Annotated in this window: 18 protein-coding genes; 8 read left to right on the plus strand and 10 right to left on the minus strand. The window is 74.8% G+C overall.

The window, feature by feature from the left end:
• Positions 1-3: 3 nt before the first annotated feature.
• The 3 genes from WME83_RS20805 to WME83_RS20815 are packed head-to-tail and all read right to left on the minus strand — an operon-like array spanning position 4 to position 2,236.
• Positions 4-975: an HvfC/BufC family peptide modification chaperone gene (locus WME83_RS20805; RefSeq protein WP_437321030.1), complete on the minus strand. Its 972-nt coding sequence runs from the start codon at positions 973-975 to the stop codon at positions 4-6.
• Positions 959-1,831, minus strand: coding sequence for an MNIO family bufferin maturase (bufB, locus tag WME83_RS20810; RefSeq protein WP_437321031.1), 873 nt, complete (start codon positions 1,829-1,831; stop codon positions 959-961). The genes WME83_RS20805 and bufB overlap by 17 nt, the downstream gene beginning before the upstream one ends.
• A gap of 60 nt (positions 1,832-1,891) precedes the next feature.
• Positions 1,892-2,236 (minus strand): hypothetical protein, encoded by a 345-nt coding sequence (locus WME83_RS20815; RefSeq protein ID WP_437321032.1) that lies wholly within the window; start codon positions 2,234-2,236, stop codon positions 1,892-1,894.
• A 435-nt stretch (positions 2,237-2,671) separates the two neighbouring features.
• Between WME83_RS20815 and WME83_RS20820 the strand changes: the two genes are divergently transcribed.
• From WME83_RS20820 to WME83_RS20830, 3 genes are all read left to right on the plus strand, one after another.
• On the plus strand, positions 2,672-3,526 hold the full coding sequence (locus WME83_RS20820) for a hypothetical protein (protein ID WP_437321033.1): 855 nt from the start codon (positions 2,672-2,674) through the stop codon (positions 3,524-3,526).
• On the plus strand, positions 3,507-4,517 hold the full coding sequence (locus tag WME83_RS20825; RefSeq protein ID WP_437321034.1) for a hypothetical protein: 1,011 nt from the start codon (positions 3,507-3,509) through the stop codon (positions 4,515-4,517). The genes WME83_RS20820 and WME83_RS20825 overlap by 20 nt, the downstream gene beginning before the upstream one ends.
• A gap of 94 nt (positions 4,518-4,611) precedes the next feature.
• Entirely contained in the window at positions 4,612-5,088 is a 477-nt protein-coding gene (locus WME83_RS20830; RefSeq protein WP_437321035.1) for an SRPBCC family protein, read from the plus strand.
• A 588-nt stretch (positions 5,089-5,676) separates the two neighbouring features.
• Here WME83_RS20830 and WME83_RS20835 read toward each other — a convergent pair.
• Positions 5,677-8,295, minus strand: a complete 2,619-nt coding sequence (locus WME83_RS20835) for an efflux RND transporter permease subunit (protein ID WP_437321036.1) — start codon at positions 8,293-8,295, stop codon at positions 5,677-5,679.
• 296 nt (positions 8,296-8,591) lie between these two features.
• On the opposite strand from WME83_RS20835, the gene WME83_RS20840 reads away from it, so the two are divergent.
• On the plus strand, positions 8,592-9,254 hold the full coding sequence (locus WME83_RS20840; RefSeq protein WP_437321037.1) for an HAD family hydrolase: 663 nt from the start codon (positions 8,592-8,594) through the stop codon (positions 9,252-9,254).
• Between the two features lie 52 nt (positions 9,255-9,306).
• On the opposite strand, the gene WME83_RS20845 is transcribed toward WME83_RS20840, so the two are convergent.
• Both WME83_RS20845 and WME83_RS20850 read right to left on the minus strand, forming a co-directional pair.
• The gene (locus WME83_RS20845; protein ID WP_437321038.1) at positions 9,307-10,134 is read right to left on the minus strand and encodes a hypothetical protein; all 828 of its coding nucleotides are present in this window, start codon (positions 10,132-10,134) and stop codon (positions 9,307-9,309) included.
• 13 nt (positions 10,135-10,147) lie between these two features.
• Positions 10,148-11,230, minus strand: coding sequence for a fatty acid desaturase (locus WME83_RS20850; RefSeq protein WP_437321039.1), 1,083 nt, complete (start codon positions 11,228-11,230; stop codon positions 10,148-10,150).
• Positions 11,231-11,564: 334 nt separating this feature from the next.
• Between WME83_RS20850 and WME83_RS20855 the strand changes: the two genes are divergently transcribed.
• The gene (locus WME83_RS20855) at positions 11,565-12,386 is read left to right on the plus strand and encodes a fatty acid desaturase (RefSeq protein ID WP_437321040.1); all 822 of its coding nucleotides are present in this window, start codon (positions 11,565-11,567) and stop codon (positions 12,384-12,386) included.
• A 295-nt stretch (positions 12,387-12,681) separates the two neighbouring features.
• Here WME83_RS20855 and WME83_RS20860 read toward each other — a convergent pair whose 3' ends face one another.
• The 3 genes from WME83_RS20860 to WME83_RS20870 all read right to left on the minus strand — a co-directional run bounded on the left by WME83_RS20860 (position 12,682) and on the right by WME83_RS20870 (position 14,628).
• Positions 12,682-13,467 carry a hypothetical protein gene (locus tag WME83_RS20860; protein WP_437321041.1) on the minus strand — a complete coding sequence of 262 codons (786 nt, stop codon included), beginning with the start codon at positions 13,465-13,467 and terminating at the stop codon, positions 12,682-12,684.
• Between the two features lie 32 nt (positions 13,468-13,499).
• A complete protein-coding gene (locus WME83_RS20865; RefSeq protein WP_437321042.1) occupies positions 13,500-13,925 on the minus strand; it encodes an EVE domain-containing protein in 426 nt (141 codons plus the stop codon).
• Between the two features lie 106 nt (positions 13,926-14,031).
• Entirely contained in the window at positions 14,032-14,628 is a 597-nt protein-coding gene (locus WME83_RS20870; RefSeq protein ID WP_437321043.1) for a L,D-transpeptidase family protein, read from the minus strand.
• Between the two features lie 117 nt (positions 14,629-14,745).
• Between WME83_RS20870 and WME83_RS20875 the strand changes: the two genes are divergently transcribed.
• Together WME83_RS20875 and WME83_RS20880 are read left to right on the plus strand one after the other, a co-directional pair.
• Positions 14,746-15,792, plus strand: a complete 1,047-nt coding sequence (locus WME83_RS20875; protein ID WP_437321044.1) for an RNA polymerase sigma factor — start codon at positions 14,746-14,748, stop codon at positions 15,790-15,792.
• A 234-nt stretch (positions 15,793-16,026) separates the two neighbouring features.
• Positions 16,027-17,037, plus strand: a complete 1,011-nt coding sequence (locus tag WME83_RS20880) for an OmpA family protein (protein WP_437321045.1) — start codon at positions 16,027-16,029, stop codon at positions 17,035-17,037.
• A 26-nt stretch (positions 17,038-17,063) separates the two neighbouring features.
• Here the strand turns inward: WME83_RS20880 and WME83_RS20885 are convergent, their stop codons facing one another.
• Positions 17,064-21,485 (minus strand): hypothetical protein, encoded by a 4,422-nt coding sequence (locus WME83_RS20885; RefSeq protein ID WP_437321046.1) that lies wholly within the window; start codon positions 21,483-21,485, stop codon positions 17,064-17,066.
• Positions 21,486-21,612: 127 nt separating this feature from the next.
• On the opposite strand from WME83_RS20885, the gene WME83_RS20890 reads away from it, so the two are divergent.
• Positions 21,613-24,018, plus strand: coding sequence for a peptide ABC transporter substrate-binding protein (locus tag WME83_RS20890; RefSeq protein WP_437321047.1), 2,406 nt, complete (start codon positions 21,613-21,615; stop codon positions 24,016-24,018).
• Positions 24,019-24,042 lie beyond the last annotated feature (24 nt).

The raw sequence follows: 24,042 nt of genomic DNA on the forward strand, positions 1-24,042 counted from the left end.
ATCTTAGCCGCGTTCGGCGCCGGAGCCCGGCGCGACGTCGACGATCAGCCCCCAGCTCGTCCACTGCTGGAACCAGGCGCCGACCCGCGCGCCGAGCGCCGCGCTCGCCGCCTCGCCTGCGGCCTCGCGAGCGCCAGCGGCCCCGTCGATGCCCGCGGCCCCGTGGACGCCTGCGGCCCCGTCGACGCCCGCGGCCCCGTCGACGCCCGCGGCCCCGTCGATGCCGGCGGCCACCTCCTCGCACGCCGCCACGAGCGGCACACCCCGCCCGAGCGCCTCGAGGAGCGCGAACGCCGGGGGCTCGAGCTCCTCGCAGCGCATCGTGAGATCGGCGCCGCTGCGGAAGACGGCGAGCCGGACCGGGCGCGGCGCGGGCAGCGCCGGCGACCTGCCCTGCCGGAGCTCGCCGCGGAGAGCGTGCGCCGGGTAGCGGAGCTGCATCAGCGCGAGCAGCGGATGGAGGACGATCCGGGCCGTGGACCAGCCGTCCTCCGGCATGCCCGTCACCTTCGCCGGATCGAGCGGCGGCGGCGACGCGCCGTCGAACCGATCGACGAGCGCCTGCTCGTAGCGCGCCACGTCGCGCGCGAGATCCCGCAGGGCAGGGGGGAACGCCTTGTGCGCGGCGGCGAAGTCGGCGACGCGCCGCCCGAGATCGCGCAGGGTGAAGCTCGCGGGCGGGTGCGCCGCGAGGTACGCCCGGCAGAACGCGTCGAAGCCGTCGTCGCCGAGGACGTGCGCGAGCGCGGGGAAGTCCTCGCGCAGGGCGTCGCGGTGGCGCAGCCAGAACTGCCGCCGGTAGATGTCGGCCTGCTCGGCGGGGGTGAGGCGATCGCTCCCGGCGACGTGCGCGCGGCACCGGGCGGCGAGCTCGGGGTCGTCGGGGAGCGGGGCGCCGGCCGTGAACAGGCGGGCGAGCTCGCCCATCATCGCGGCGAGCCCGGCCGGGGGCGCGGCGTCACGCGGCGCGCGCACGCGCCACCTCCTCCCGGATCGCGCGCGCCTTCTCGGCCTCGGCCGCGAGGACCTCGAACGCCGGCAGATCGTCGTCCCACTCGATCAGCGTCGACACGTCGCCCGTGTGGCCGAGCGCGCGCCGGTACAGCGCCCACACGGGGTCGGCCACGTGATCGCTGTGGGTGTCGAGGATGTACTTGCCCTGGTCCGTGTGGCCGGCGAGGTGGATCTGCACGATCCGGTGGTGCGGCACCCCGTCGATGTAGGCGCCCGGATCGAAGCCGTGGTTGTGCGAGGAGACGTAGACGTTGTTGACGTCGAGCAGGATGCCGCAGTCGGCCTCCTCGACGACCGCCGAGAGGAACGCCCACTCGCTCATCCGGCTCGAGGTGAAGGTCAGGTAGCTCGACACGTTCTCGAGGGCGAGCCGCACCTCGAGGAAGTCCTGCACCGCCCGCGCCCGCGCCGCGACGTGCCGCACGGCCTCGTCCGTGTAGGGCAGGGGGAGCAGGTCGTGCAGGTGGACGCCGTGCGCGCCGCTCCAGCAGAGGTGATCGCTCACCCACGGCGAGCCCACCTTGCGCAGCAGCGCCTTCAGCCGGCGCAGGTAGTCGAAGTCGAGCGGATCGGTGCTGCCGATCGACAGCGAGACGCCGTGCTGGACGAGGCGGTAGCTCGCGAGGGCGCGCTCGAGGTTGGCGATCGGCATGCCGCCGTCGACCATGAAGTTCTCGCTGATGATCTCGAACCAGTCGACCCGCGGCCGGTGCTCGAAGATGTGGCGGTAGTGCGGGATGCGCAGCCCGACGCCGACGCCGAGGTCGGGGAGCCCGAGCCGCATGCGCTCGAGGTTCGCGCGCTCGAGGTTCGCCATGGGTCACCACGCCGCGGCGACGCCCGGCCCGCGGGGCCGGGCGTCGCGCGGCTCAGCGGCTCAGTGACCGCCGCAGTCGGCCGGCTTGCAGCCGCCCTGGCCCTTGCACTCGTTCTGGCCCGCGCACCCGTGGGTGTCGCTCTTGCAGCCGCCCTTGCCCTTGCACTCGTTCTTGCCGCGGCAGCAATCCTTGGCGCCGGCCGCGGGCGCCTCGGCAGCCGCCGGCTCGGCCGGGGAGGCCCCGGTCTCGGGGGCGGGCGGCGGCGACGAGGCACAGCCCGCGAGGCCCGCCACCATGCCCGACACCGCCGTGAACGCCAACGACTTGCCCATGTCCATCGCCATCGGAGCCTCCACCTTCGTCTTCATCGAGAGCACCGAGCCCACCGCGCGCCTCGCCCGCATGGCGGCCCGCGCGTCTGGGCTCCTCGGGCCTCGCCGGTCTCCTCGACCGCGCCGAGCCCTTGGCTACGCGTCCTTACGGCCGACCGCCTGCGCGGTTTCACCTCGGACGCGTTGATTCTTCCTTCAACTCCCCGTAAGTGAGCGGCGTTGACCTCCAGGCCCACGCGAGCCCCCCTTGCGCGCACCGCGGCCGGCGGCGTGTCCTCTGCGGCTCGGACGGCCGGCCAGCGCGCGGCGTTCCACGTACGACGTAGCTCGCTTCGGAGCGCTCGCGCAAGACAAAGCGTCCACGGCGGCCTGGCCCGTCCGGCGCTCGCGGCGCTCGCGGCGCTCGCGCTTGACGCGGCGGGCTGCAGCGGGGCTGCGATCGAGGGAGCCGATGCGGTCTCCGGGCGCGAGGTCTCGATCGCGGCGGCGGCCGCGGAGCTCGAGGCGATGAGCGGGGCCGTCCTCGAGGGGCGCGAGGCCACGTTCCGGGACATCCTGGCCGACACGATCGCGAAGGACGCTTACCTGTGCCTGCCGGCGCCGCGGGACGTCTTCCAGGGGGACGCGCCGGAGGGGGAGCGGCGGATCGCCGGGATGATGCCGCACTATGGCCTCTTCTTCGGCCCGATGAGCTACCTCGTGCGGCGGCGCGGCGGCGCCTGGGAGGTCGAGGTCCGCGTCGCGGTCGAGCCGCCGGCAGGCGCTGGTGCCTGGCTCGAGCTGCCCGACTGCGGGCTGGCCGGCGCGCTCGGGGGCGCGATCGCGTGCCGCGGGACGCCGTACGCGCGCTCCGGGTCGACGGACGCCTGCCCGGGTTCCGGCGAGTTCTCGGCCCGGGCGACGCCGGCCGCGATCCGCGCGCTGCTGGCGCGCTGGTCGACCGAGGTCGAGGGGTACTGGAACCGCGACGCGCGCGCGTTCGGGCTGCCGGTGCGCTACGACTTCGACTTCGTGCTCGGGGACGACGCGCGCGGGAGGGCGCTCCGGGTGGACCTCGCGGTGCCGCTCTCGCCGACCTGCGGGCGGACGCCGTACTTCAGCGCGATGCGGGCCGGCTGGTCGCTGCCGGTGCTCGCGCACGAGGTGGGGCACGTGCTCGGGCTGCTCGACGAGTACGAGGCGCTCTCCGGGATCGTTAGCTGCTACCCGAAGACGCCGTTCCCGGGCGCCGAGATCAGCCGGATGGGGCTCTCGATGCGGGAGCAGACGCAGCTCCTGCCGGTGCACCATTACCTCGTGCTCCGCCGCTTCTTCTGCCGGGCGCCCGCGTCCATGGATCCCTATGCCGGCGCGATCCGCTGAGCGCTCCGCGCGGCCTCGCGCCGTCCGCCGCCGCCTCGCGGCCGCGGCGCTCGCGTGCGCGGCGCTCGCCGGCTGCCGGTCGGAGCGAGAGGGCGGCGCGGCGGACGCGGGCGCCGGCGCCGTGGACGGCGGGGCTGGCGCGGCGGACGCGGAGGCCGGCGCGGTGGAGGTGGCGCCGCCGCTCGTGGGGGCGCCGCCCGGGCCGAGGGCGCCGGCGCCGATCGCGGAGCCGCGCTGCCCGCCGGAGATGGTGCGGGTGGCGCGCCGGTTCTGCGTGGACCGGTACGAGGCGGTGCTGCTCGACCGGGAGACGGGGCTCGAGATCTCGGCGTTTTACCCGCCGTCGCGTCAGGCGGCCGCGTCGGTGGAGCGCGCGTGGTCGAAGATGCGGCTCCAGCTCGGCGACGCGGAGGCGCGGCGCATGGAGCTGCCGCTCCTTCCCGGGTGGCAGAAGCAGCGCGAGTTCGAGCCGCGCGCCGTGTCGCGCCGGGGCGTGCTGCCGCAGGGGTACACGACCGGCGCGCAGGCGGAGCTCGCGTGCCGGAACGCGGGCAAGCGGCTCTGCACGCTCGACGAGTGGCGGACGGCGTGCCGCGGCGAGCGCGACGAGCAGTTCCCCTACGGGCCGACGTACGCGGACGGGAAGTGCAACGTCTTCCGCGAGGGGCACCCGGCCGCCGTGCTCCACCGCGACGTGAGCCTCGGGCACAGCGATCCGCGGCTCAACCTGGTGCGCGTCGCCGGGGCGCCGCTCCTGCGGCGGACGGGCGAGACCGCGACGTGCGCGAGCGCGTGGGAGGGCGACGCGATCGCCGACATGGTGGGGAACCTGGACGAGTGGATCGACGATCCGGAGGGGACCTTCGTCGGCGGGTTCTATGCGCGCGCGACCCGGGAGGGGTGCATGGCGCGCGTCGCGTCGCACGATTTCACGTACTTCGACTACTCGACCGGCGTGCGCTGCTGCGCGGATCTGCGCGAGGCGCCGTGAGGGGTGCGCTCACGGCGGCGCGGGGCCATCTGGTAGCATCGTCCGCTGCGCGGAAGGAAGTCGCGCTCGTGCGACGCCGCGGGGAGGAACATCGATGCTCGCAGCCCGGTATCACGTCTACGATTCGGCGGTGGTGGACGCGCCCATCGAGGACGCATGGAGAGAGCTCCGCGACGTGGTCAAGCTCCTGCCGATCGTCTTCGGCGACGCCGTCAAGGACTACCGTTACATCGACGGCGGGTCGGCGGAGAAGATCCCGTCGCGCTTCGAGTTCACGCTCCATCCGTCGGGAGAGAGGGCCCTGGAGGAGGTGGTCGCGCGATCCGAGACCGAGCGCTCCGTCACGTACCGGCTGCTCGGGCAGGTCCTGGGCGCCGAGGGGTACATCGCGACGTACCGGCTCCGCCCCGTCACGAGCGAGCCGGGCAAGACGTTCCTCGAGTGGTCCCGGGAGTTCGGTGTCGCGCCGGGCCACGAGCCGGAGAAGGTCGCCCCGTCGATCGCCGCCCTCACCGCGAAGGAGCTCGTCGCCATCAAGGAGTACTTCGCGCAGCGGCGCCGCTCCGCATGACAGGCAGCGGCCCCCCGGCGGCGCGCGCGGGCCGAGGTGGAGCATGCACGGCTCGGCGAGGGGTGGCCGCAGGGGCCAGCGCCGGACCGCGTCCGTCGGGAGGGGCCGGCGCCGGGGGGTCGTAACGGATCGCAACCGTTAGGAGGGCCCGGCGCCAAGGGGTCGTAACGGATCGCAACCGTTAGGAGGGGCTGGCGCCGGGGGGACCGTAACGGATCGCAACCGTCAGGAGGGGCTGGCGCCGGGGGGACCGTAACGGATCGCAACCGTCAGGAGGGGCTGGTGCCAGGGGGTCGTAACGGATCGAGTGCTCCCGCAGGGGCCGGCGCCAGGGGGGTCGTAACGGATCGAGTGGTCCCGCAGGGGCCGGCGCCAGGGGGCCCGTAACGGATCGAGCGCTCCCGCAGGGGCTGGCGCAGGGGGGCTGTAACGGATCGAGCGCTCCCGCAGGAGCTGGCGCCAGGGGGGCCGTAACGGATCGAGCGCTCCCGCAGGGGCTGGCGCCGGGGGTCACTACAGCTCGTGCCCGCCGGCGGGGGGCGGACTCAGCGTGTCGCGAGCGATCGGGCAGGGCCGCCGCGGCCGCGCTCAGGTCGTCGGGCGGCCGACAGCGAGGAAGCTCTCCTCGCCCTTCGGGCGCCGCCGGTCGCGCCAGAGGAGCGCCGCGGGCAGCACGAGGACGGCGGCGAAGAGGCAGGCGAGCTCGCCGAGGACCGCGGCCACGCCGAGGCTCCGCACGGCGTGGTTCTGCGAGCGCACCAGGGCGAGGTAGCCCAGCGTCGTGGTGAGGCTGCAGAGGATCACCGCGCCGCCCGTCTCGCGCACGGCGGTCAGCGCGCCGCCGGCGCCCTCGCGCGCGTAGCGCTGCACGATGTTCACGGCGTAGTCGACGCCGATGCCGAACGTCAGCGGGAGGGCGATGAAGTTGAGGAAGTTGAGCTTCACGCCCAACAGCACGAGCAGCCCCGCCATCCAGAAGACGCCGACGAGCAGCGCGCCGAGCACGGCGAACGCCGGGCGGCCGCCGCGGAAGGCGACGAGCACCACGAGGACCGTCGCGGCCAGCGAGAAGAGCACCGCCGGCGGCACATCGTCGATGACCGCCGCCCACATGTCCGCGTAGATGACCGCGCGCCCCGAGCCGCGCACGACGCTGCCGTCCGGGAGCCGCGTCTCGCGGTACGCGTCCGCCCAGCGAAAGAGGTAGTGCGCGTCGTGCACGCTCTCGGGCGTGATCGGGCTGATGTACACGATGCGCCCGCGCGTCCCGTCCGTCTCCGTGAAGGCCCGCGCCACCCCCGCCGGCAGATCCTCGATCCCGAACGGCGCGAGATCGTCCGGCGGAACGATGGCCTGGATCCGGCTCCAGTCCTCGTCGCCGATGAGGCCGCGCTTCTTCGCCCGGAGCACGCGCTCCTTGATCTCGAGGAGCAACGGGATCTTCGCCTCCTGATCCTTCGGGACCAGATCCTGGAGGGCGTAGATCTCCTTGAACGGCTTCGCGCCCTCGGGCGCCGCGTCGCGCCGCGCGTAGAGCGCCGCGCGCAGCGGCTCGACCTGCTCGGGCCGATCCACGAGGATCGCCATGCCGTCGGTGCCGACGTAGCCCGTGATCTCCTCCGCGAGCGCGCTCAGCCGGATCTGCTCGGCGCGCGCGCTCTCGTCGTTGCGGAGGTTCCGGAGGTCGTACTCCATCGGATCGGCGCGCACGTACGCGACCGTCGCGACGAGGCCGACCGCGGCCAGGGCGAGGCCGGCGACCGTCAGCCCGACAGGGCTCCGCGCCGCGAGCCGCGCGAACGGCTCGCCGAACGCGATGCCGCCCTGGGTGCGCCGCCGGAGCCTGCCGAGCAGGCCCGGCGACTCCCGATCGAGGGGGCTGAGCCGCTCCATCACCGCGAGGACGCTCGGCAGCGCGAGGAACGTGGCGACCCAGCAGAGCACCATGCCGGCGCTGCCGATCAGCCCGAAGTCGTGGAAGCCGCGGAACTCGGTGACGAGCAGCGAGCCGTAGGCGGCCGCGGCGGCGCAGCCGGCCGTGAGCGTGGGCAGCCAGGTCTCGCGGTGGGCGACGCGCACGCCCTCGAGCAGGCTCGCGCCGCCGCGGCGCGCCTCCAGGTAGCGCGCCATGTAGATGATGCCGAAGTTGATCCCGTTGCCGGCGACGATCGAGAAGAGGAACCCGGTCGCCATATTGAGGTGGCCGATCGCGAGCTGCGTGACCCCGAACGTCCAGGCGACGCCGGTGCCGATCGTGATCAGCATGGCGACGAGCATGCGCACGCGCAGGTAATAGAGGAACACGACCGCCGCGATGAGGACGGCGCCCGCGACGCCGACGTCGGTCAGGTCCTCGTTGATCGCCGCGTACTCGGCGATCCCGGTCTGCAGATCGCCGGCGAGGCCGTAGGTGATCCCGGGGTCGAACGAGGCGGGGCGCACGCGATCGACGACCTCGCGCACGCGGCGGAGCGCCTCGCTGCCGGCGGCGAAATCGCTCCCCAGCACCTTCGAGCGGATGGCGACGACGACGGTCTTGCCGTCCTTCGACTGGTAATAGCCGTCGGGGTAGCGCCCGGCGTCGATCCCGTTCAGGCCGAGGCTCTGCTCGATCGAGCGGGCGCTCACCTCGGGCGGCGGCTCGTCCTCGTCGAGCAGCGCGCCGGTCGCCTTGTTGACCTCGTAGGCGTAGCGCGCCTCGATGTCGTCCCGCAGCTTCGTGAGCCGGTCGCGCTCGACGTAGAGCCCGGCGCGCGGCGAGAGGTAGCGGAACGCCTCGTGCACGCCGTCCTCGACGCTGCCGACCCACGGCGGCCCGAGCCGCTCGAGCTCGGGCACGAGCGCGTCCGCGGCCTTCTGGAGCGCGACCGTGGGCGTGCCCTCGCCGCCCTGCAGCACGACGAAGAGCGTCGACACGCCGGCGGTCTTGGCCGCGACCCGGTCGAGCTCCTGCACGCTGGGCCGGGACGCCGGCAGGAGCGACTCGAAGCCGGTCAGCACCGTGAGCCGCGTCGCCAGGAAGAGGGCGATGACGGTGAGGAGGCCGGTCGCGAGCAGCGGCAGCGCGGGCCGGTTCACCTGGAGCTCGGCGAGGCGCGCGGCGAGCCCGCCGCCCTTCGAGGAGGGCGGCGCGGCGTGGGGGGAGGTGGCGTGGGATGGCGAGGTCGGCGGGCGAGGCGCCGCGGGTGGCATCTGCGGAGAGGGCATGAGGAGGTCAGGGGATCCGGGGGCTTGAAAACGGTGAGCGCGCGAACGCGCCGGAGTGAGCTACGCCCTACCTAGGGAACAGCTTCCCTGCGGAACAGCGGAGCGCGCTCGGCGAGGCGGCCGGGCACGGCCGAAGTCCGGGAGGCGGCCCGAGGATCGCGGGGGAGCGATAGCAGAAATCCGTGACGCAGCGACCGGTCGCCGGCGGGGAACCCTGCGAGCAGCGAACGGGCGTGCGCGCCGGGCACGCCGGCGCCGTGGAGATTCCGCGGAGCGGCGGGTGCTAGTGTCTTTCCATGTCGCTCTCGCAGCCGAAGGCCGTTCTCTGGGATCTGGACGGGACGCTGATCGACTCCAGCGAGCTCCATTTCACCGCCTGGCGAGACGCGCTCGCGGCCGAGGGTCGCACCTACGACCGCGCCGACCATGATGCGGTGTTCGGGATGCGCAACGACGATCTGCTCCGCCGCCTGATCGATCCGGGGATCCCGGAAGCCGAGATCGCCCGCATCGCGGGCGCGAAGGAGCGGCGCTACCGGGAGCGGGCGGCCGCGTCGGGGATCGAGCCGCTGCCCGGCGTGCGCGCGTGGCTGAGCGCGCTCCCCCGGCGCGGCTTCCGGATGGCGATCGCGTCCTCCGCGCCGCGCGAGAACCTCGACGTGATCCTCGCCGCGACCGGGCTCGCGGGCGCGTTCGACGCCGTCGTCAGCGGCGAGGAGGTGTCGCACGGCAAGCCGCACCCCGCGGTGTTCCTCCGCGCGGCCGAGGCCGTGGGCGTCCCGCCGGGCCGGTGCGTCGTGGTCGAGGACGCGCCCGCCGGCGTCCTCGCCGGCAAGCGCGGCGGCATGAAGGTGATCGGCGTGGGCCCGCGGCACGCGGCGCTCGGCGCGGATCTCTCGGTCGAGCGGCTCGACGAGCTGCCCGAGGACGCGTTCGAACGGCTCCTGTCGCGCGGCTAGTGCGACGCGACGCGAGGCGATCTCGCGCGCTCGTTCGAGCGGCTCCGCTCGCCTAGCTGGAGGCGGCGCGGGGCGACGCGCCGCCCGCGCGCCTCCGGACCCAGCGGCCGCCCGCGGGCGCGGCGCTCGGGAGGCGCGCGGCGTCGCGCAGGGCGGTCCCGAGCGGCTGGACGAGCAGGAAGAACGCGAGGCAGAGCGCGCCGCCCGCGGTGCTCAGCGGCCCGAAGCGCGGCCGCGACAGCGCGAGCGCGGTGCAGCCCACGAGGCCGCCGAGGACGCCGGCCACGCCGAGCGAGAGCAGCGCGAGCTTCCGCCGGCAAAGGGCGCGCGGGTCCACGCTGGACACGAGCGCGGGGCGCATGCGATCCGCGCCGTCGACGTCGCGCTCCAGGGCGCCGAGCAGCCACACCGGCGCGCCCGCGCAGATCCGGGCCTCCACGGTCCGGGAGAAGCCGCGCGGCTTGCGCGCGTGCTGGTAGGCCTCGTCGAAGCGCGCGTCGGAGGGGCACTCGGACGCCGCGCGGATCTCGGCCCGCGACACCCAGACCTCGCCCTCCACGGCGGGCGCGATCGCGATCTCCCGCCCGCCCGCGGCGACGGCGCCGCCGTAAATCTCGCCGCCGCGGCCGCTGTCGGCGAAGACGATCTCCTCGCGCGCCGAGCCCCTGGCGCCCGCGCGGCCCACCTGCTCGATCCGGTGGCCGGCGAGCGCGCCGCCGCGCCCGTCGCCGCGGAGGACGCGCGCCTCGATCAGCGCGCCGAGCCGCCGGAGCGTCGCCGCGACGGCCGCGAGCTGCTTGAGCGCGGCCGCGGCGATGAGCAGCGTGTTCACCCAGAGGATGGCCAGGGCGAGGGCGCCCATGAGCTCGCGCGTCAGCATCGCTCGGCGCGCCCTACACGCTCGCGGCCTCGGCCTCCGCGCGGCGGAGCTCGCGGGGCGACAGCGCGATCGGCGGAGCGGACCGCTCCGCCTTGGCGACGTCGCGCGGGGCGGGCCGATCGAAGCGGAGGACGTAGGTCCGGAGCAGGTAGCCGAGCATGCTCGGCTCGTTCAGCCCGGGATCGATGCGCGGCGCGACCTCGCGCTGGTGCGCCTCGGCGAGCACCGACCAGTGCAGCCCAGCCCGGTTGTGGTGGATCGTGTGGTAACCGTTGTTGCACATGATCCAGTTGAAGGCGCGTCCGACGAAGTTGCGCGAGTGGTTCCACTCGCTCCGGACGTCGCACCCGTCGTGCTGGATGAGGTTGATCCGCAGGATGCAGCGCGCGCCGTAGAGCTGCGGGAGCACGACGAAGAAGAGCGCCGTCCAGAAATCGACGAGGAGGAGCGCCCCGGTGAGCCCGAAGGCGAAGGCCGTCTCGAGCCGGTATTGCCGGACGTGCTCGGGCCGGCCGGCGAGCGCGTTCCAGCGCGCGACGCCGGCGAAGGTGTTCGGCCCAGCGACGTTGGGGAAATGGATCAGATTGAGGAGGTTCCAGCGAAACGAGACGTGCTCCGGCGCCGCCCAGTCGGGCTGGCCCTCGTCGTCGAAATGGTGGTGGACCAGGTTGTGAGAGGGGAGGTTCGCCGACGCCGGGTAGAGCGCGCCGAAGCTGAGCACGCAGCGGAAGAGCATGTTGAGCCGGCGGCTCTGGAAGATGCCCTGGTGCAGGTGGTTGTGGATGACCACGGCGTTCAGGAAGCTCAGGCCGCACGCCGCCGCGAACACGACGACGTTGCGGCACTCGGGCGCGCAGAACATCGCCGCGAGCAGGCCGAGGTAGGCGGCGACGATCCCGATCTGGCGCCACTCGGCCGGGTGCTTCACGAGCCACGGCGCGCGCCGCGGGCGCCGGGGCTGGCCGCGCGCGCCCGCGCCCTGCCGCCCCGCCGGCTCCCCCGGATCGGGCGACTCGTCCCTCCCCATGGCCCCGGCCGCGCCGGGGCGCTCCTCGCCGCCGGACGCTGGAGCTCGTGTGGCGACTTCGGCTGTCACCCCACCGTCACTATCACTGTTGCCCAGCTCCAACAACGTTGAGCGCGCCGCGCGGAGGCGCCTCGCACGGTCGCGTCGCCCGCGCCGCCGCTCCTGGAAGTCGCGCCGCGCTGCGAACTCACGTTCGCAGGCCGATCTGCGCGTGGGTTTGGCGCCGCGCTGAAATCCAGCTCGGGGCGGCGGGAGCGTGGACGATCTATGGACGGAAGTGAGGAATCGGTGTAATCCAGACGTCTGTAGTACGGCGTTCGCGGCGAGGCGGAGGCGGCCCTCGGCGTGGGGCCATCTCCGCGCCAGGGCAGCGCCGCCTCGAGCGCGGGGGAGGCTCAAGCACATGTCGGTGATCGTTTCCACGTTGACGTCGCTGCCGTTCACGCAGCTCCGACGAAACCGGTATTTCTACCTTTATTACGACGGGTTCTACGCGCTCGCGTGCGTGGCGCTCCTCGCGTGCATGCTCCTCGGCGGGCACGAGCCGCTCATCGAGCGATGGGACAGCCGCCTATGGGTGCTCCTCCCGCTGGTCTGCCACGCGCAGATCCTTTGCAGCGTCTTCATCCACAACGCGACCCACAACAACTTTCCGCGGCCGCTCAACCGGCTCGTCGGCGAGCTTTGCGGGCTCGTGGTGCTCACGCGGTTCGCCTCCTGGGAGGTGATCCACCAGCGCCACCATCGCTACTCGGACGATCTCGACAGGGATCCGCACCCGGTCGTGGCCAGCTACTGGGTGTTCCTGGTGAAGACGGTGGTGAACGTGGAGCGCCAGCTCCAGCAGATCTACTTCGATCTTTACGGCGATACGCCCGAGAGCCGCCGTTACGAGCGGGTCCGCGCGTACGTGAGCTACGCGACGAACCTGCTGCTCATCGCGTGCTGGTACGTGTTCCTCGGCCCGGTCGCGTTCTTCTTCCTCTTCGTGCCCGCGTCGATCGTGGGTTTTCTGCACCTCGTGCACTTCAACTGGTCGACGCACAACGCGTCCTCGCCGGACGGCGACTTCAAGCCGGTGAACCTGAACCACGGGTATTACCGGCTCGGCAACCTCCTCTGGCACGGCATCTACATGCACGCGAACCACCACAAGCGCGCGGGCCTGTTCAACCCGGCGAAGCTCACGCCGGGGCTGCCCATCACGACGCCGGGGCGCTCCTAGAGCGGCGGCCACCCGCTTCGGATACGGGCCCATCTCGACGTTTTCGGTGCTCAGCGCACCGGAGTGCGCCTCCGTGCCGAAAACGCCGAGCTGGACCCGTCTCCTGTGCGGGTGACCGCCGCTCTGCAACGCATGTACCAGAGACGGGCGGAAACCGCTCTAGAGCGACAAACGGGTTGAAACCGCGCGAAAGAGCAGAAATTCGAACCGCCAAGGCGCCAAGGACGCCAACATTTCGTTCTCTTCTTGGCGTCCTTGGCGGTTCATCTTTCGGTCGCTCAACGTGATCGATGTTCTAGCTGCCCTGCGGGGGCGCGCCGGCGTCTCCGGCCCCGGCGCTGGGAGGCTTCGGCGCGCCGCCCGCGCCCCCGTCGCGGGGCGCAGCGCCTGCGCCGCGGGGCGCCCCCGCGTCCGCCGGCGTGGCGGCTCCGCCGCGGGGCGCGCCGGCGTCGGCCGGCGGGGCCCCTGCGCCGCGCGCGCCCGCATCGACGGCGCCCGCATCGACCGCGCCCGCGTCGGCGGCGGCCGGCTCGGCGGACGCGTCGGCCGGAGCCGGCTCGGCGACCGCGGCGGGCGAGGGGGCGGGCGCGGCCGCCGGGAGCTCGCTCTCCCAGCACTCCGGCTTCGGCGGGGCCGCGAAGTGGACCGTGCGCGACGCGGCGTCGCCCTTCCGGGTGACGAGCTTGTCGGTCTTGTACACCGTCGCGTTGCCGCACGCGTACTCGGCGGTGTCCTTCGTCTCGCGCGACAGCGTGCGCGCCCTCGGCGCGCGCTCGTTCTCGCACTGCGCCCACTCGAGCTCGTACTCGGCGTCCTCGTCGGCGAGCAGGATGCGGCTCACCGGATCGTCCTTCGACCGGCGCCCGGTGAGCGTCGCGCGCGTGATCGGGTCCTTGCCGTCGCGCACCGTCAGCGCGACCGGGAAGCGAAGGCTGCCGCGCATCTGCGCGCGCGTCGCCCCGACCTCGAAGTCGGGGCAGATCGGCTCGCCCTCGACCGGGGACGGCGTGGGCGGGCCGCCGCACGCGGCGCTGGCGAGGAGGAGGAGGGCGAGGGCTCGGGCTCCAGGGCGGAGGTTCACGCCCGGATTAGTCGTTACCCCGGGTGCCCGCGTCAAGCGATCTTGGTCTTGCCCAGCTTCAGCACCCGATCGAAGTGCTCCTTCGAGACGGGGACCACGCTCAGCCGGGACTTCTTCAAGAGCGCGATCTCGACCAGCGACTCGTCGCCGCGGATCGTGTCAAGGGTCACCTGCACCTTGAGCGGGGCGACCGGCTCGATGTCCACCACGCTCCAGTCCTCCTCCGCCTCGGCGGTCGGATCCGGGTACGCCTCGCGCTTGACGCGCGCCACGCCCGCGACCGCCTTGCCCTCGTTCGAGTGATAGAAGAGCACGAGATCCCCCGGCTTCATGGCCCGCATGTTGTTGCGGGCCTCGAAGTTCCGGACGCCGTCCCACATCGTCTGGCCGTCGCGTAGGAGCTGCGCGAACGAATATTTTTGAGGCTCGCTCTTCATCAGCCAGTAACGGCGAGACATGCACGATCTCCCGGGCGGGCATGAGGGCGGCGGCGGTCGGGCCGTCGCGCCCCCATCTTCGACGGACAGCCCGTCGATGTGACCGGGTACCCTAGCACCCCCCCGTTCAATCGGTGATCACGATCTTGGCGCCGTCCGGCGTTCGCCGCGCGATCTCGTCAATCTCGTCGTCGTCGAGCGCGATGCACCCGAGCGTCCAGTCGGTCTCCTTGTGCACGCCGGCGCGCAGCGCGCCGCCGACGCCGTGGATCCCGATGCCGTGCCCGATGCCGCGGCCCGGCGGGACCTCGCCGCGCCGCCTGAGCTCGGCGAAGCGCCGGCGGTCCTCCTCGTTCGGGTAGCTGACGACGAGGAACCGATGAAACAGGCCCTGGATGCGGCCGGCGACGCGGTAGGTGCCGACGGGGGTCCGACGGTCGCCCTCGTAGCGCTTCGGCCCCGGCCCGCCCGGCCCCAGGGCGACGCGGTAGGACCGGACGACCTCGCCGCCCGCCACGAGCTCGAGCGTGTGGTCGCTCTTGTCGATCCGGATCTCGGTGACCCGCGGCGCCGAGGCGTCCGGGGGCCGTGGCGCGGAAGGCGCCCGCGCCGGCGGCGCCGCGGCGCCGGAGCCGTTCGAGACGGCGGTCTGGGAGGGGGCCGCGAGGGCGAGGGACGCGGCGAGCGAGGCCGCGGCGAGGGCAGCAGGGGGCCGGAGGACCATGCCCGACCGTCGGCGCCGCGCGACGGAGTGTGACGCCCGAGCGGGGGGTGCCGTATTCTCGAGCGGGCGCGTCACACTCCGCGGCCGCCGCGCGATGCAGGGGCGATGAGCACGACGATGACCACCGAGCCCAGCGCCCCCGCGACGAACCCCCTGGCCGAGCCAGGGATCCGCCGAGCCCTCGAGGAGTTCGTGCGACGGCGGGTGCGGAGCGGCGAGGTCGACGACGTGGTGCAGACCGTCCTCTGCGAGGCGCTCGCCTCGCCCGCGCGCCCGGCCGACCCGACGGAGCTCCGGCGATGGCTGCTCGGGATCGCGCGCCACAAGGTGGCCGACCACCACCGGCGCTCGTTCCGGGAGGCCGCGGCCGAGCTGCCCGACCTGCCGGTCGGTCCGCCGCCCGTCGAGGCGCGCGAGCTGGCGCGCTGGGCCGAAGAGCAGGCCGCGGTGAACCGCGACGGGCCGCAGACGCTCTCGTGGATGGCCCGCGAAGGCGAGGGAGAGAAGCTCGAGAGCATCGCCGCCGAGGAGCAGGTGCCCGCCGCCCGGGTGCGGCAGCGCGTGTCGCGGATGCGGCGGTGGATGCGGGAGCGCTGGCGCGCGGAGCTCGCCGCCGCCCTGGCCCTGGCGATCCTCGCGATCGTCATCGTCCGGCTCCTGCGCTCGACGAGGGACCAGCCCGAGATCGCGCCGCTGCCCGAGCCGCTGCCGAGCGCCCCGCCCGTCGAGGCGCCGTCGCCGCCCGAGCGGATCGATCCGCTGGAGCGCGCGCGCTCGCTGAGGGCCGAGGCGCTGCGCGCCTGCGACGAAGCGGCGTGGCGCCGGTGCCTCGACCAGCTCGACGAGGCGGATCGGCTCGACCCGCGAGGCGGCGCCGCGCCCGACGTCGCGGCGGCGCGCGAGCGCGCGCTCGACGGGCTCCGCGCGCCGACGGACAAGCCGCCGGCGCCGCGGCCGATCCAGGAGCAGCTGCCCGTCAAGAAATCGAGAGCGCAGGACGAGACCGACGTTCGCCCCGCGCCCCCGCCCCGCCAGGACGTCGCCCCGACGCCCACCTTGTCGGCGCCTGTGAGGCCGCTGCTCAAGTCGAAGAAGCCACAGGCGCCTGACCTGAAGAGCAGTGGTGCATTCGAAAAAATGGATTTCTCGCCCGAGAAACGCTAGCTCCGCCCGCCAGCCGAGCCGCGGCGCGCCCGGGGGAGTCGATCTCGATGGCTCGCCAGCGGTGCTGTCGTCTCCGGAGCGGGTCCGACGCGCCGCCGAGGGGGAGACGCGCGCATCGCCGTGCGTTTAAATCTCGCAGTTTCCGGCGCAGTCGTCTAAACACGCTGGCGCTCGGCGCAATCAAGGACGCCAAGGAGAGGAGCCCCGGAGATGCGAACCACGAGATGGCTTGGAATGGCATTCGCAGTATCGCTGCTCGCCGCGAACGCCGGCTGCGCGAAAGAGCCCCAGATGCAGGCGCAGCCGCCCGCGCAGCCGACCCCGCCGCCGGCGCCGCCCGCGCCGCCGCCCCCGCCACCCGACGCGGACGCGGACGGCGTGCTCGACGACGGCACCGACAAGTGCGTCGCCGAGAAAGAGGACGGCCTGCCGCCGGACGCCAAGGACGGATGCAAATCCACCGACCCGGACGGAGACGGCTTCGTGGCCGAGGCCGACAAGTGCCCGGCCGAAGCCGAGGTCAAGAACAATTACAAGGACGATGACGGTTGTCCCGACGTCCCCCGGGTCCAGCTCGTCAACAATGAGGTGAAGCTCAACGAGAAGATCGCCTTCGCCGCCGGCAAGGCCGATATCGAGCCCGCCTCGCAGGAGCTCCTCGCCAACATCGCCCAGATCTTCAAGGACAATCCGCAGATCCAGTTCGTCGAGGTCGCGGCCTACTCCGAGAAGGTCGGCAACGACGCCGCCACCGTGACGCTCACGAAGAAGCGCGCCGACGCCGTGGTGAAGGCGCTCACCGCGCTCGGCGTCGAGAAGAACCGGCTGCGGTCCGCCGGCTACGGGGCGCACTGCGCGTCCGACGCGGGCGAGACCGAGGAGGCGAAGGAGAAGAACCGCCGGGTCGAGATCAAGATCATGCGGCTCGAGGGCAAGGACACGGGCGTCGAGCTCGCGTGCGCCGCGGCCATCACCAAGGGCCTCAAGCCGGCCGGCGTGCCCGCCACCGCGCCGAAGGGCGCCGCGGCCGCGGCCGCGGCCCCGAAGGGCTCCGACGCGAAGCCCGCCGCAGGCGCGCAGCCCGCCGCGGCGAAGCCGGCGGACGCGAAGCCCGCCGCGGCGCAGCCCGCCGCCGCCCCCGCTGCGGCGCAGCCCGCTGCGGCCAAGCCCGCGGACACGAAGCCCGCCGCGGCGAAGCCCGCCGATCAGAAGCCGGCCGAGACGAAGCCCGCCAGCGTGAAGTAGGCGCGAGGCGGCGGGCGGGCAGGCGGCTACCGGCCGTCGGCCTGCCCGCGCGAGGCGGCGAGCAGGCGCAGGAGCGCCTCCTTCGCGCGCTGCCTTCGCTGCGCCTCGGGCAGGGCGCCCGCGCGCAGGCGCTCGACGTCGGCGCACAGCGCGGCGCGATCGGCGGGGGGCTCGCCGCAGAGCCGCGCGTGCGCGTCGCCTGCCCGCGCGCGGCGCGGCGGCGGCTCGCCCGCGAGCGCGGCCGCGGCGGCCTCGATGAGGTGCGCGGTCGCCGCCGCGTCGTCGCTCTCCCCCGTCCACCGATCGACGAACTCGGGCTGCTTCGCGAGCCTCGCGAGGACGTCCCAGCGCTCGGCGCGCACGGCGAGCTCCGTCGCGAAGAGCACGACCTTCAGGTTGCGGCCGAGGTCCGGGAGGGCGCGCGTCTCGGCGTCGAGCGCGAGCACGTCGTCGACGACGCTCGCGTCGAGCGCCGCGGCCGCGCAGCGCACCGCGACGCTGAGCAGGTCGGCGCGCAGCGCCGGGCCGAGGGCGGGCTCGCGGCCGAGCGCGCGCGCGGCGGCGAGCACGAGCGGGCCGCAGTGCCCCTCGCGCCGCTGCCGCGTGAGCAGGACGCCGGCGTCGTAGAGCCGGCCGCTCCGGCGCAGCGCCTCCACCGCGGCCGCGAACGCGTCGGGGTCGTACGTGCCCCGCTCCGCGGCCGTGAGGAAGCCGTCGAGGCTGCGCAGGACGGGGCACGCCGCCGCGCTGCCCGCGCGGCGGAGGTGCGGGAGCTTGCCGAGCACGTCCGCGATGCGCAGCGAGAGCGCGAGCGGGTAGGCGTCGCAGGCGGGCTCTTCGTAGCCGCCGAGCTCGACCTTCGCCTCGGTGCACGCGAGCGGGGCGGCGACCGCGGCGAGCGAGCGCGCGGTCCTCGCGACGAGCGGGCCGACGCCCGGGACCGCGGCGAGCCCGGCGGGGAGCGGATCGAGCAGCGCGGCGACGGCGGCGTCGTCCGCGTCGGGCGGCAGGAGGCCGCGCACGAGCGTCCAGAGATCGCCGGCCAGGAAGGGGTGGCCGGCCTCGGCGGCGAGCTGGGCGTCGATCGCGAGCAGCGCGCGCGCGTCGCGGCCCCAGGCGAGCGGCTGCTCCGGGCGCAGCGCCCGCGGCCCGAGCCGCAGGCCGAACGAGAGCGCGGCGATGGCCCGGCGCGCCGCGGCCGCGCCGCGCTCGGCGTCGCCGTCGAGGAAGTGGTAGGCGGCCGCGAGCGCCGCGGCGCCGACGTAGGCGCGCGCGGCGTCCTCGTCGCCCTGCGGCGAGCCCTCGGGCGCGAGCGCCGCCGTGAGCGCGCCCTCGGGCTCGCCGCGGGTGCGGAGGCCGAGGCCGAGCTGGAAGCCGGTCGACCCCTCGAGGAGCCCGGCGCCGTACGAGACATCGAAGCTGAGCGAGAAGACGCGGGTCGCGGTCTTCTCCTCGTAGCGGTAGGTCATGCGCGGGACGCGCAGGCCGCGCGCGTCGGCGGACGCGAGGACGCGGTCGAGGGCGTCGCGCGCCTCGGCGCGCCGGCCGCCGGCGAAGTCGCGCACCGCGCCCATGACCGCGAGCACGTCGCCGGCGTCGGCCGTCTGGCAGGCGTCGTCCGACGCCGCGCGCATCGCGTCCGCGTAGGCCGACGGGTCCGGGGCGACGCCGCGCCGGGCCTTCGCGATCTCGCTCAGGTACGAGAGCGCCCACGCGACCCGGCTGCCGCGCTCGCTCGCGAGGGCGACGGCCTCCGGCGACGGCGGCCCGCCCAGCACGGCCGCGCCGAGGAGCGAGGTGAGCAGCGCGAGGTCGGCCTGGTCGCGCAGCCCGAGCGCCGAGAGCGCCCTGGCGTAGCCGACGAACAGGCCCCGGACGTCGCCCTCCGCCCGGGAGGCGGGCAGCGACGCGAGCGCGTCGAGGAGGGCGACGCCGGCCGGGCCGCCCTGCCCGGCGCCGCGCGGCGCCGCGCCGCCGCCGAGCGCCGCGGAGAGCCCGCGGAGCACCCGGCCGAGCGGCGCGCCGCTCTGCTGCGCGAAGCGGTCCGCGGTGGCGGACGAGAAGAGCGCGCGGGCGAGCGCGTAGCCGCCGGTGAGCGCGTCCGAGAGGCCAGGGTCGCCGAGGCCGGCGAGGCCCGCGGCGACGGCGGCCTCGGCGTCGGCGGCGGGGACGGTGAAGCGCACGCGCGGCTCCGGCGCGGCGGCGCGCGGGGCGCGGCCCGGGCCGGGCGCGGCGAGCAGGTCGATCGCGTCGGAGAGGAGCGTCACGAGGAGCCGCGCCCTCCGCACCCACGCGCCGTCGCCCTGCCGGTACCGCGGCGCGAGCAGGATGCGGCCGCGGACGTCGCCGAGCCGCGCGAGCGCGCGGCGCGCCTCGGGGCTCGGCCCGCGCCCGGCGGCGGCGCAGGCGTCCTTCGCGGGCGGGGGCTTGCGCGAGCGCTCGGTGAGCAGCACGGCGAGGACGCCGTCGGCGAGCGCGGTGATGTCCTCGACGAGGCCGGGCGGCGGCGCGCCCTCGTCGTCCGCCGCGCCGTCGCCGGGAGCTCCGGGCGCCGCGAGCCCCGCGACGGCGCGGCGAAGCGCGTCGCGCGCGGCCCGGCGCTCCGGGGGGAGCCGGGCCGCGTCGGTCGCCCGCGGATCCAGCGCGCCGGCGCCGCCGAGCGCGGCGTAGCGCGAGAGGCTCGCGGCGAGCGCGGCGAGGCCGGGGTAGGGGAGCGCGGGCGCGGGCGCGAGCGCGCGCTCGATCTGCGCCGACGAGAACGCGAGGTCGGGCGCCTGATCCGAGAGGAGCCGGACCAGCGCGTCGGCCGCGTACAGGCCGGCGACGCCCCAGCCGGCCTGCGCGGTGAGGTCGCCGCGCAGCTTCGCGGTGAGCGCGCCCTGGAGGGCCAGGAAGTGCGCGGGCTGCACCTCGGGCGGGTACGACATGCCGGCGAAGACGCCGGCGAGCGCCGCGCCGAGGACCGCCTCGGGGTCGCGCGCGTCGGCCATGCGGCGCTGGACGGCGACCTGCGTGAGGTCGACGATGGCGTCGCGGAGGCGCTCGTCGGCGAGCACCCCGGGGCTGTAGGCGAGGGGGATCTGCGCGAGCGCGCGGTAGCGGCGCGGCTCGGCCTCGGCGAGCGCGCGCAGCGCGGCGAGGTGCGCGAGGCCGAGCTCGGTGACGCGCTGGTGGACGGCGCTGCCCGCCTGGCCTGCGGCGGGCGCGGGGCCGCGCTCGTAGAGCAGGCTCGGCGCGTGGGCCCACGCGGTGCTCGTCTGCTCGACGGCGCGGACGAGCGCCTCGTAGCGCGGCAGCCACGCGTCGAGCGGCAGGCGCCTGCCCGGCGCCGCCGCCCCGGAGCTCCCGGCCGCGGGCGCGGCGGGCGCGGCCGCGGCGTCGCCCGGGGCGAGGGCGCCGGCGAGCGCGGCGGCGAACACGAGGTCGCGGGGCCCGTCCATGGGCGGGGCGAGGTCCCGGCCGCAGCCCGGGGCCTTGCCGAGCAGGTCGTCGAGCGCGGCGCGCCGGTCCGCCGGCACGGCCCGCAGCACCGCCGCGCCGCGGGCGCGCCACGCCGCGCGGCCGTCGCGGGCCGTGCGCACGCGGAGCAGATCGCCGTAGGGCGTGTCGCCCGGCGCGGGCGGAGGATCCCCCGAGGGCGCGCCGGCGGCGCCGGTCGCGTCGCCGTCGTCCTCGAGCGCGACGCCGGCCGCCCCGAGCAGCTGCAGCGCGTACCGGCCGCGCAGCGCGGGCTCGTCGTTCGGGTCGCGCCCCTTCAGCGCGGCGGCGAGGGCGTCGGCAGCGCGGGCGGCCTCGACGTAGCGGAACGCGCCGGCGGCGCTGAAGGCGCGGCGCACGAGGGCCGCGAGCGCGATGTCGTCCGCGGCGCGCGCGAGCGCCGCGTCGCCGCGCGCGATCGGCGCGAGGCCGGCCATGAACGGGCCGAGCGGGTCGCGCGGAAAGATCTGGACCGCGCCGCCGCGAGCGCGCGCGTGGATGAGGTGCTCGTACCCGAGGGCCTCGCCGAGCGCGAGGAGCAGCGCGTCGGCGCCGAGCGCGCCGGGGTCGGGCAGCGGCGCGGCGCGGATCCAGGCCGCGTCCGCCGCGCCTCCGCGCGGCGCCTTGGCGGCGCCCTCGGCGTCCGCCTCGACGACGATCGCGACGGCCGGCCTCGACCCGCCGCGCCGGTCGAGGTCGCGGAGCAGGCGCGCCCACGGATCACCTTCGTCGCGGGCGGCGCGCGCCTCGACGTACCCCAGGGCGAGCGCGCGCGGCGCGCGGCCTTCGGCGAGGGCCGCGGCGAGGGCGCGCTCGCACGCGTCGAGGCGCGCGGGATCGCAGCGCGCCGCCGGCGGGGGCGCGGCGGCCGGGGGGCTCGCGCCGCCGCAGCCGGCGGCGAGGGGCCCGAGGACGAGCGCCGAGCAGACCGAGAGAGCGGCCGACGAGACGATCACGCGAGCGTGCAGCATGACGGGCGCGCGACCTACCACGAAGACCGCGGGGGGGCTGTGATGGGATCGCGGATCGGTGAGGCGGGACGTCGGACCGCGCAGCCATCGCCTTCCTGCCCCTAAGGCCCCGTGCTACTTCCGCAGCATGCGACGGGCTCCGGAGCGACGAGGTGCCGGCGGCGAGGGGGGCGGCGGGAGCGCCGGTCGAGCGGCGCGGGGCGCCTTCGCGGCGCTCGGCCTCGCGGGCCTCGCGCTCGCGGCGTGCAGCGAGGGCGAAGGCGGGTACGCCGGGTCGACCTCGCGCGTCGGCAAGGACGAGACGACGATCTACATCAACAACGGCGGAGAGCCGGAGTACGTCGATCCGGGAAAGTCGAACGACTCGGCGAGCGCCACGCTGGTCCAGCAGCTGTTCGAGGGGCTGACCACGTACGGCGTCGGCGACCTTCGCCCGGTCCAGGGGGTGGCGACGCGCTGGGAGCAGAGCGACGACAACCGGATCTTCCGGTTCCACCTGCGGCCGGAGGCGCGGTGGTCGGACGGCAAGCCGGTGACGGCGCACGACTTCGAGTACGCCTGGAAGCGCGTGCTGCGCCCCTCCACCGCCTCGCTCGCCGCGACGAACCTCTACGTCCTGAAGAACGGCGAGCTCTTCAGCGCCGGCAAGCTCAAGGCGCTGCGCGAGGCCGCGCCGCTCCGCGCGGCGCCCCGGCCGGACGCCCCGGCCGCGCTCGAGCTGCCCAAAGGGTCGTTCGTCGCGGTGCTGGCGCGCTCGCCGATCCAGGTCGACACCGCGATCGCGCCGCTCGCGGCGCTGCCCGAGGGCGCCGCCGCGGTGACGTTCGCGAAGGGCGACGGCAAAGGCGGCGCCGGGGACCGGCTCTCGTTCGCCGAGGGCGGCGCGGCGCCCCTCGGCCCCGCGCCGGGCGGCGGCTGGCAGGGCGCCGTTGTCGACATCGTCCGCGCGGGCCCGCCGTGCCAGTGCAACGGCGCCGCCGACCGCTGGTTCGAGATCGCGCGGGACGGCGCGCGCGGCTTCCTCCCGGGCTGCCTGCTCGTCCCCCCCGCCGCGGGCAAGGCCGGCTCGGGCGCGGCGCCCCGCGAGACGTACGCGGTCGTCACGCCGCACGCCGACCTCCCCACGTACGACCCCGCGGCGGCCCCCGCGCCCGCGCAGGGCGAGCCCCCGGTCGGGTTCGTGCCCGACGCGCTCCTCGTCGAGGACGACAGCGCCGTCGGCGTCCGCGCCCGCGACGACCTCACCCTCGACGTGCAGCTGGAGCTGCCCACGCCCTACTTCACCGACCTCACGAGCTACGTGACCCTCTTCCCCGTGCGCAAGGACGTCATCGAGGCGTTCGCGCAGCGCGGTGAGCCCGAGCTCTGGTTCCGCCCCGAGAACATCGTGGTCAACGGCCCCTACACGCTCGATGAGTGGAAGTTCCGTTACGAGATCACGATGAAGCGGAACCCGATGTACTGGAACCATGACAAGCTGAAGATCCACCGCATCGTCTGGCTGGAGATCGAGCAGTACAACGCCGCGATGAACATCTACAAGGCGGGCGATCTCGATTACTCGGGCGACAACTCCTCGCTTCCCTCCGAGCACCTGGGCTGGCTGTCGACCAAGAAGGATTTCCAGCGCTACCCCTACCTCTCCACGTACTGGTTCGAGTTCAACACGAGGAAGCCGCCGGTCGACGACGTCCGCGTCCGCTGGGCGCTCAACCTCGCGGTCGACAAGCAGCAGATCGTCGAGAAGATCACGCGCGGCGGGCAGACGCCGGCCACGCACTACGTCCCGGACTACACGGGCTCGGGCTACGCCGACGCGGTCGCCGAGGACAGGCGGCTCGGGGTCGATCCGTTCTCGTCGCCGGACGTCATGTTCAACCCGGAGCGCGCGCGGGCGATGCTCGCCGAGGCGGGCTACGAGGTCGTCCGCGAGGGCGACGGATACCGGGCGAAGAACTTCCCGGCCCTCGAGATCCTCTACAACACGAGCGAGGGGCACAAGCAGATCGCCGTCGCGGTCCAGGACATGTGGAAGCGCCACCTCGGCGTCTCCGCCACGCTGCGGAACGAGGAGTGGAAGGTGATGCTCAAGAACGTGCGCGACGGCCACTTCCAGGTCGTGCGGTTCGGCTGGAACGGCGAGTACAACCACCCGGCGACCTGGCTCGGCACGCTGCTCTCGTACAGCCCGCAGAACCGGACGGGCTGGGCCGACAAGGAGTTCGACGAGCTGATGCGCACCGCCGCGGCGACGTCCGATCCCAAGGAGAGCATCCGGGCGTTCCGCAAGGCGGAGAAGCGGGCCGTCGACCGCATGCCCAAGATGCCGCTCTATTTCTACACGAAGTCGGCGCTGGTGAAGCCCTGGGTCAAGGGGTTCAAGGGCAACGCGCGGAGCGTTCAGCTCGTGAAGTGGCTCTGGATCGACCCGCGCTGGCGCGACGACCCGTCGAACGAGATCGCGTTCCCGCAGCTCGATCTCCCCGCGCCGGGCCGGCTCGGCCCGACCCTGGGCGGGCCGGCCGCGCCCTGACCATCGACAGAGCTGCGCCGACTG

Source organism: Sorangium sp. So ce385, assembly GCF_051474135.1.
In the GTDB taxonomy this organism is placed as follows: domain Bacteria; phylum Myxococcota_A; class Polyangia; order Polyangiales; family Polyangiaceae; genus Sorangium; species Sorangium cellulosum_D.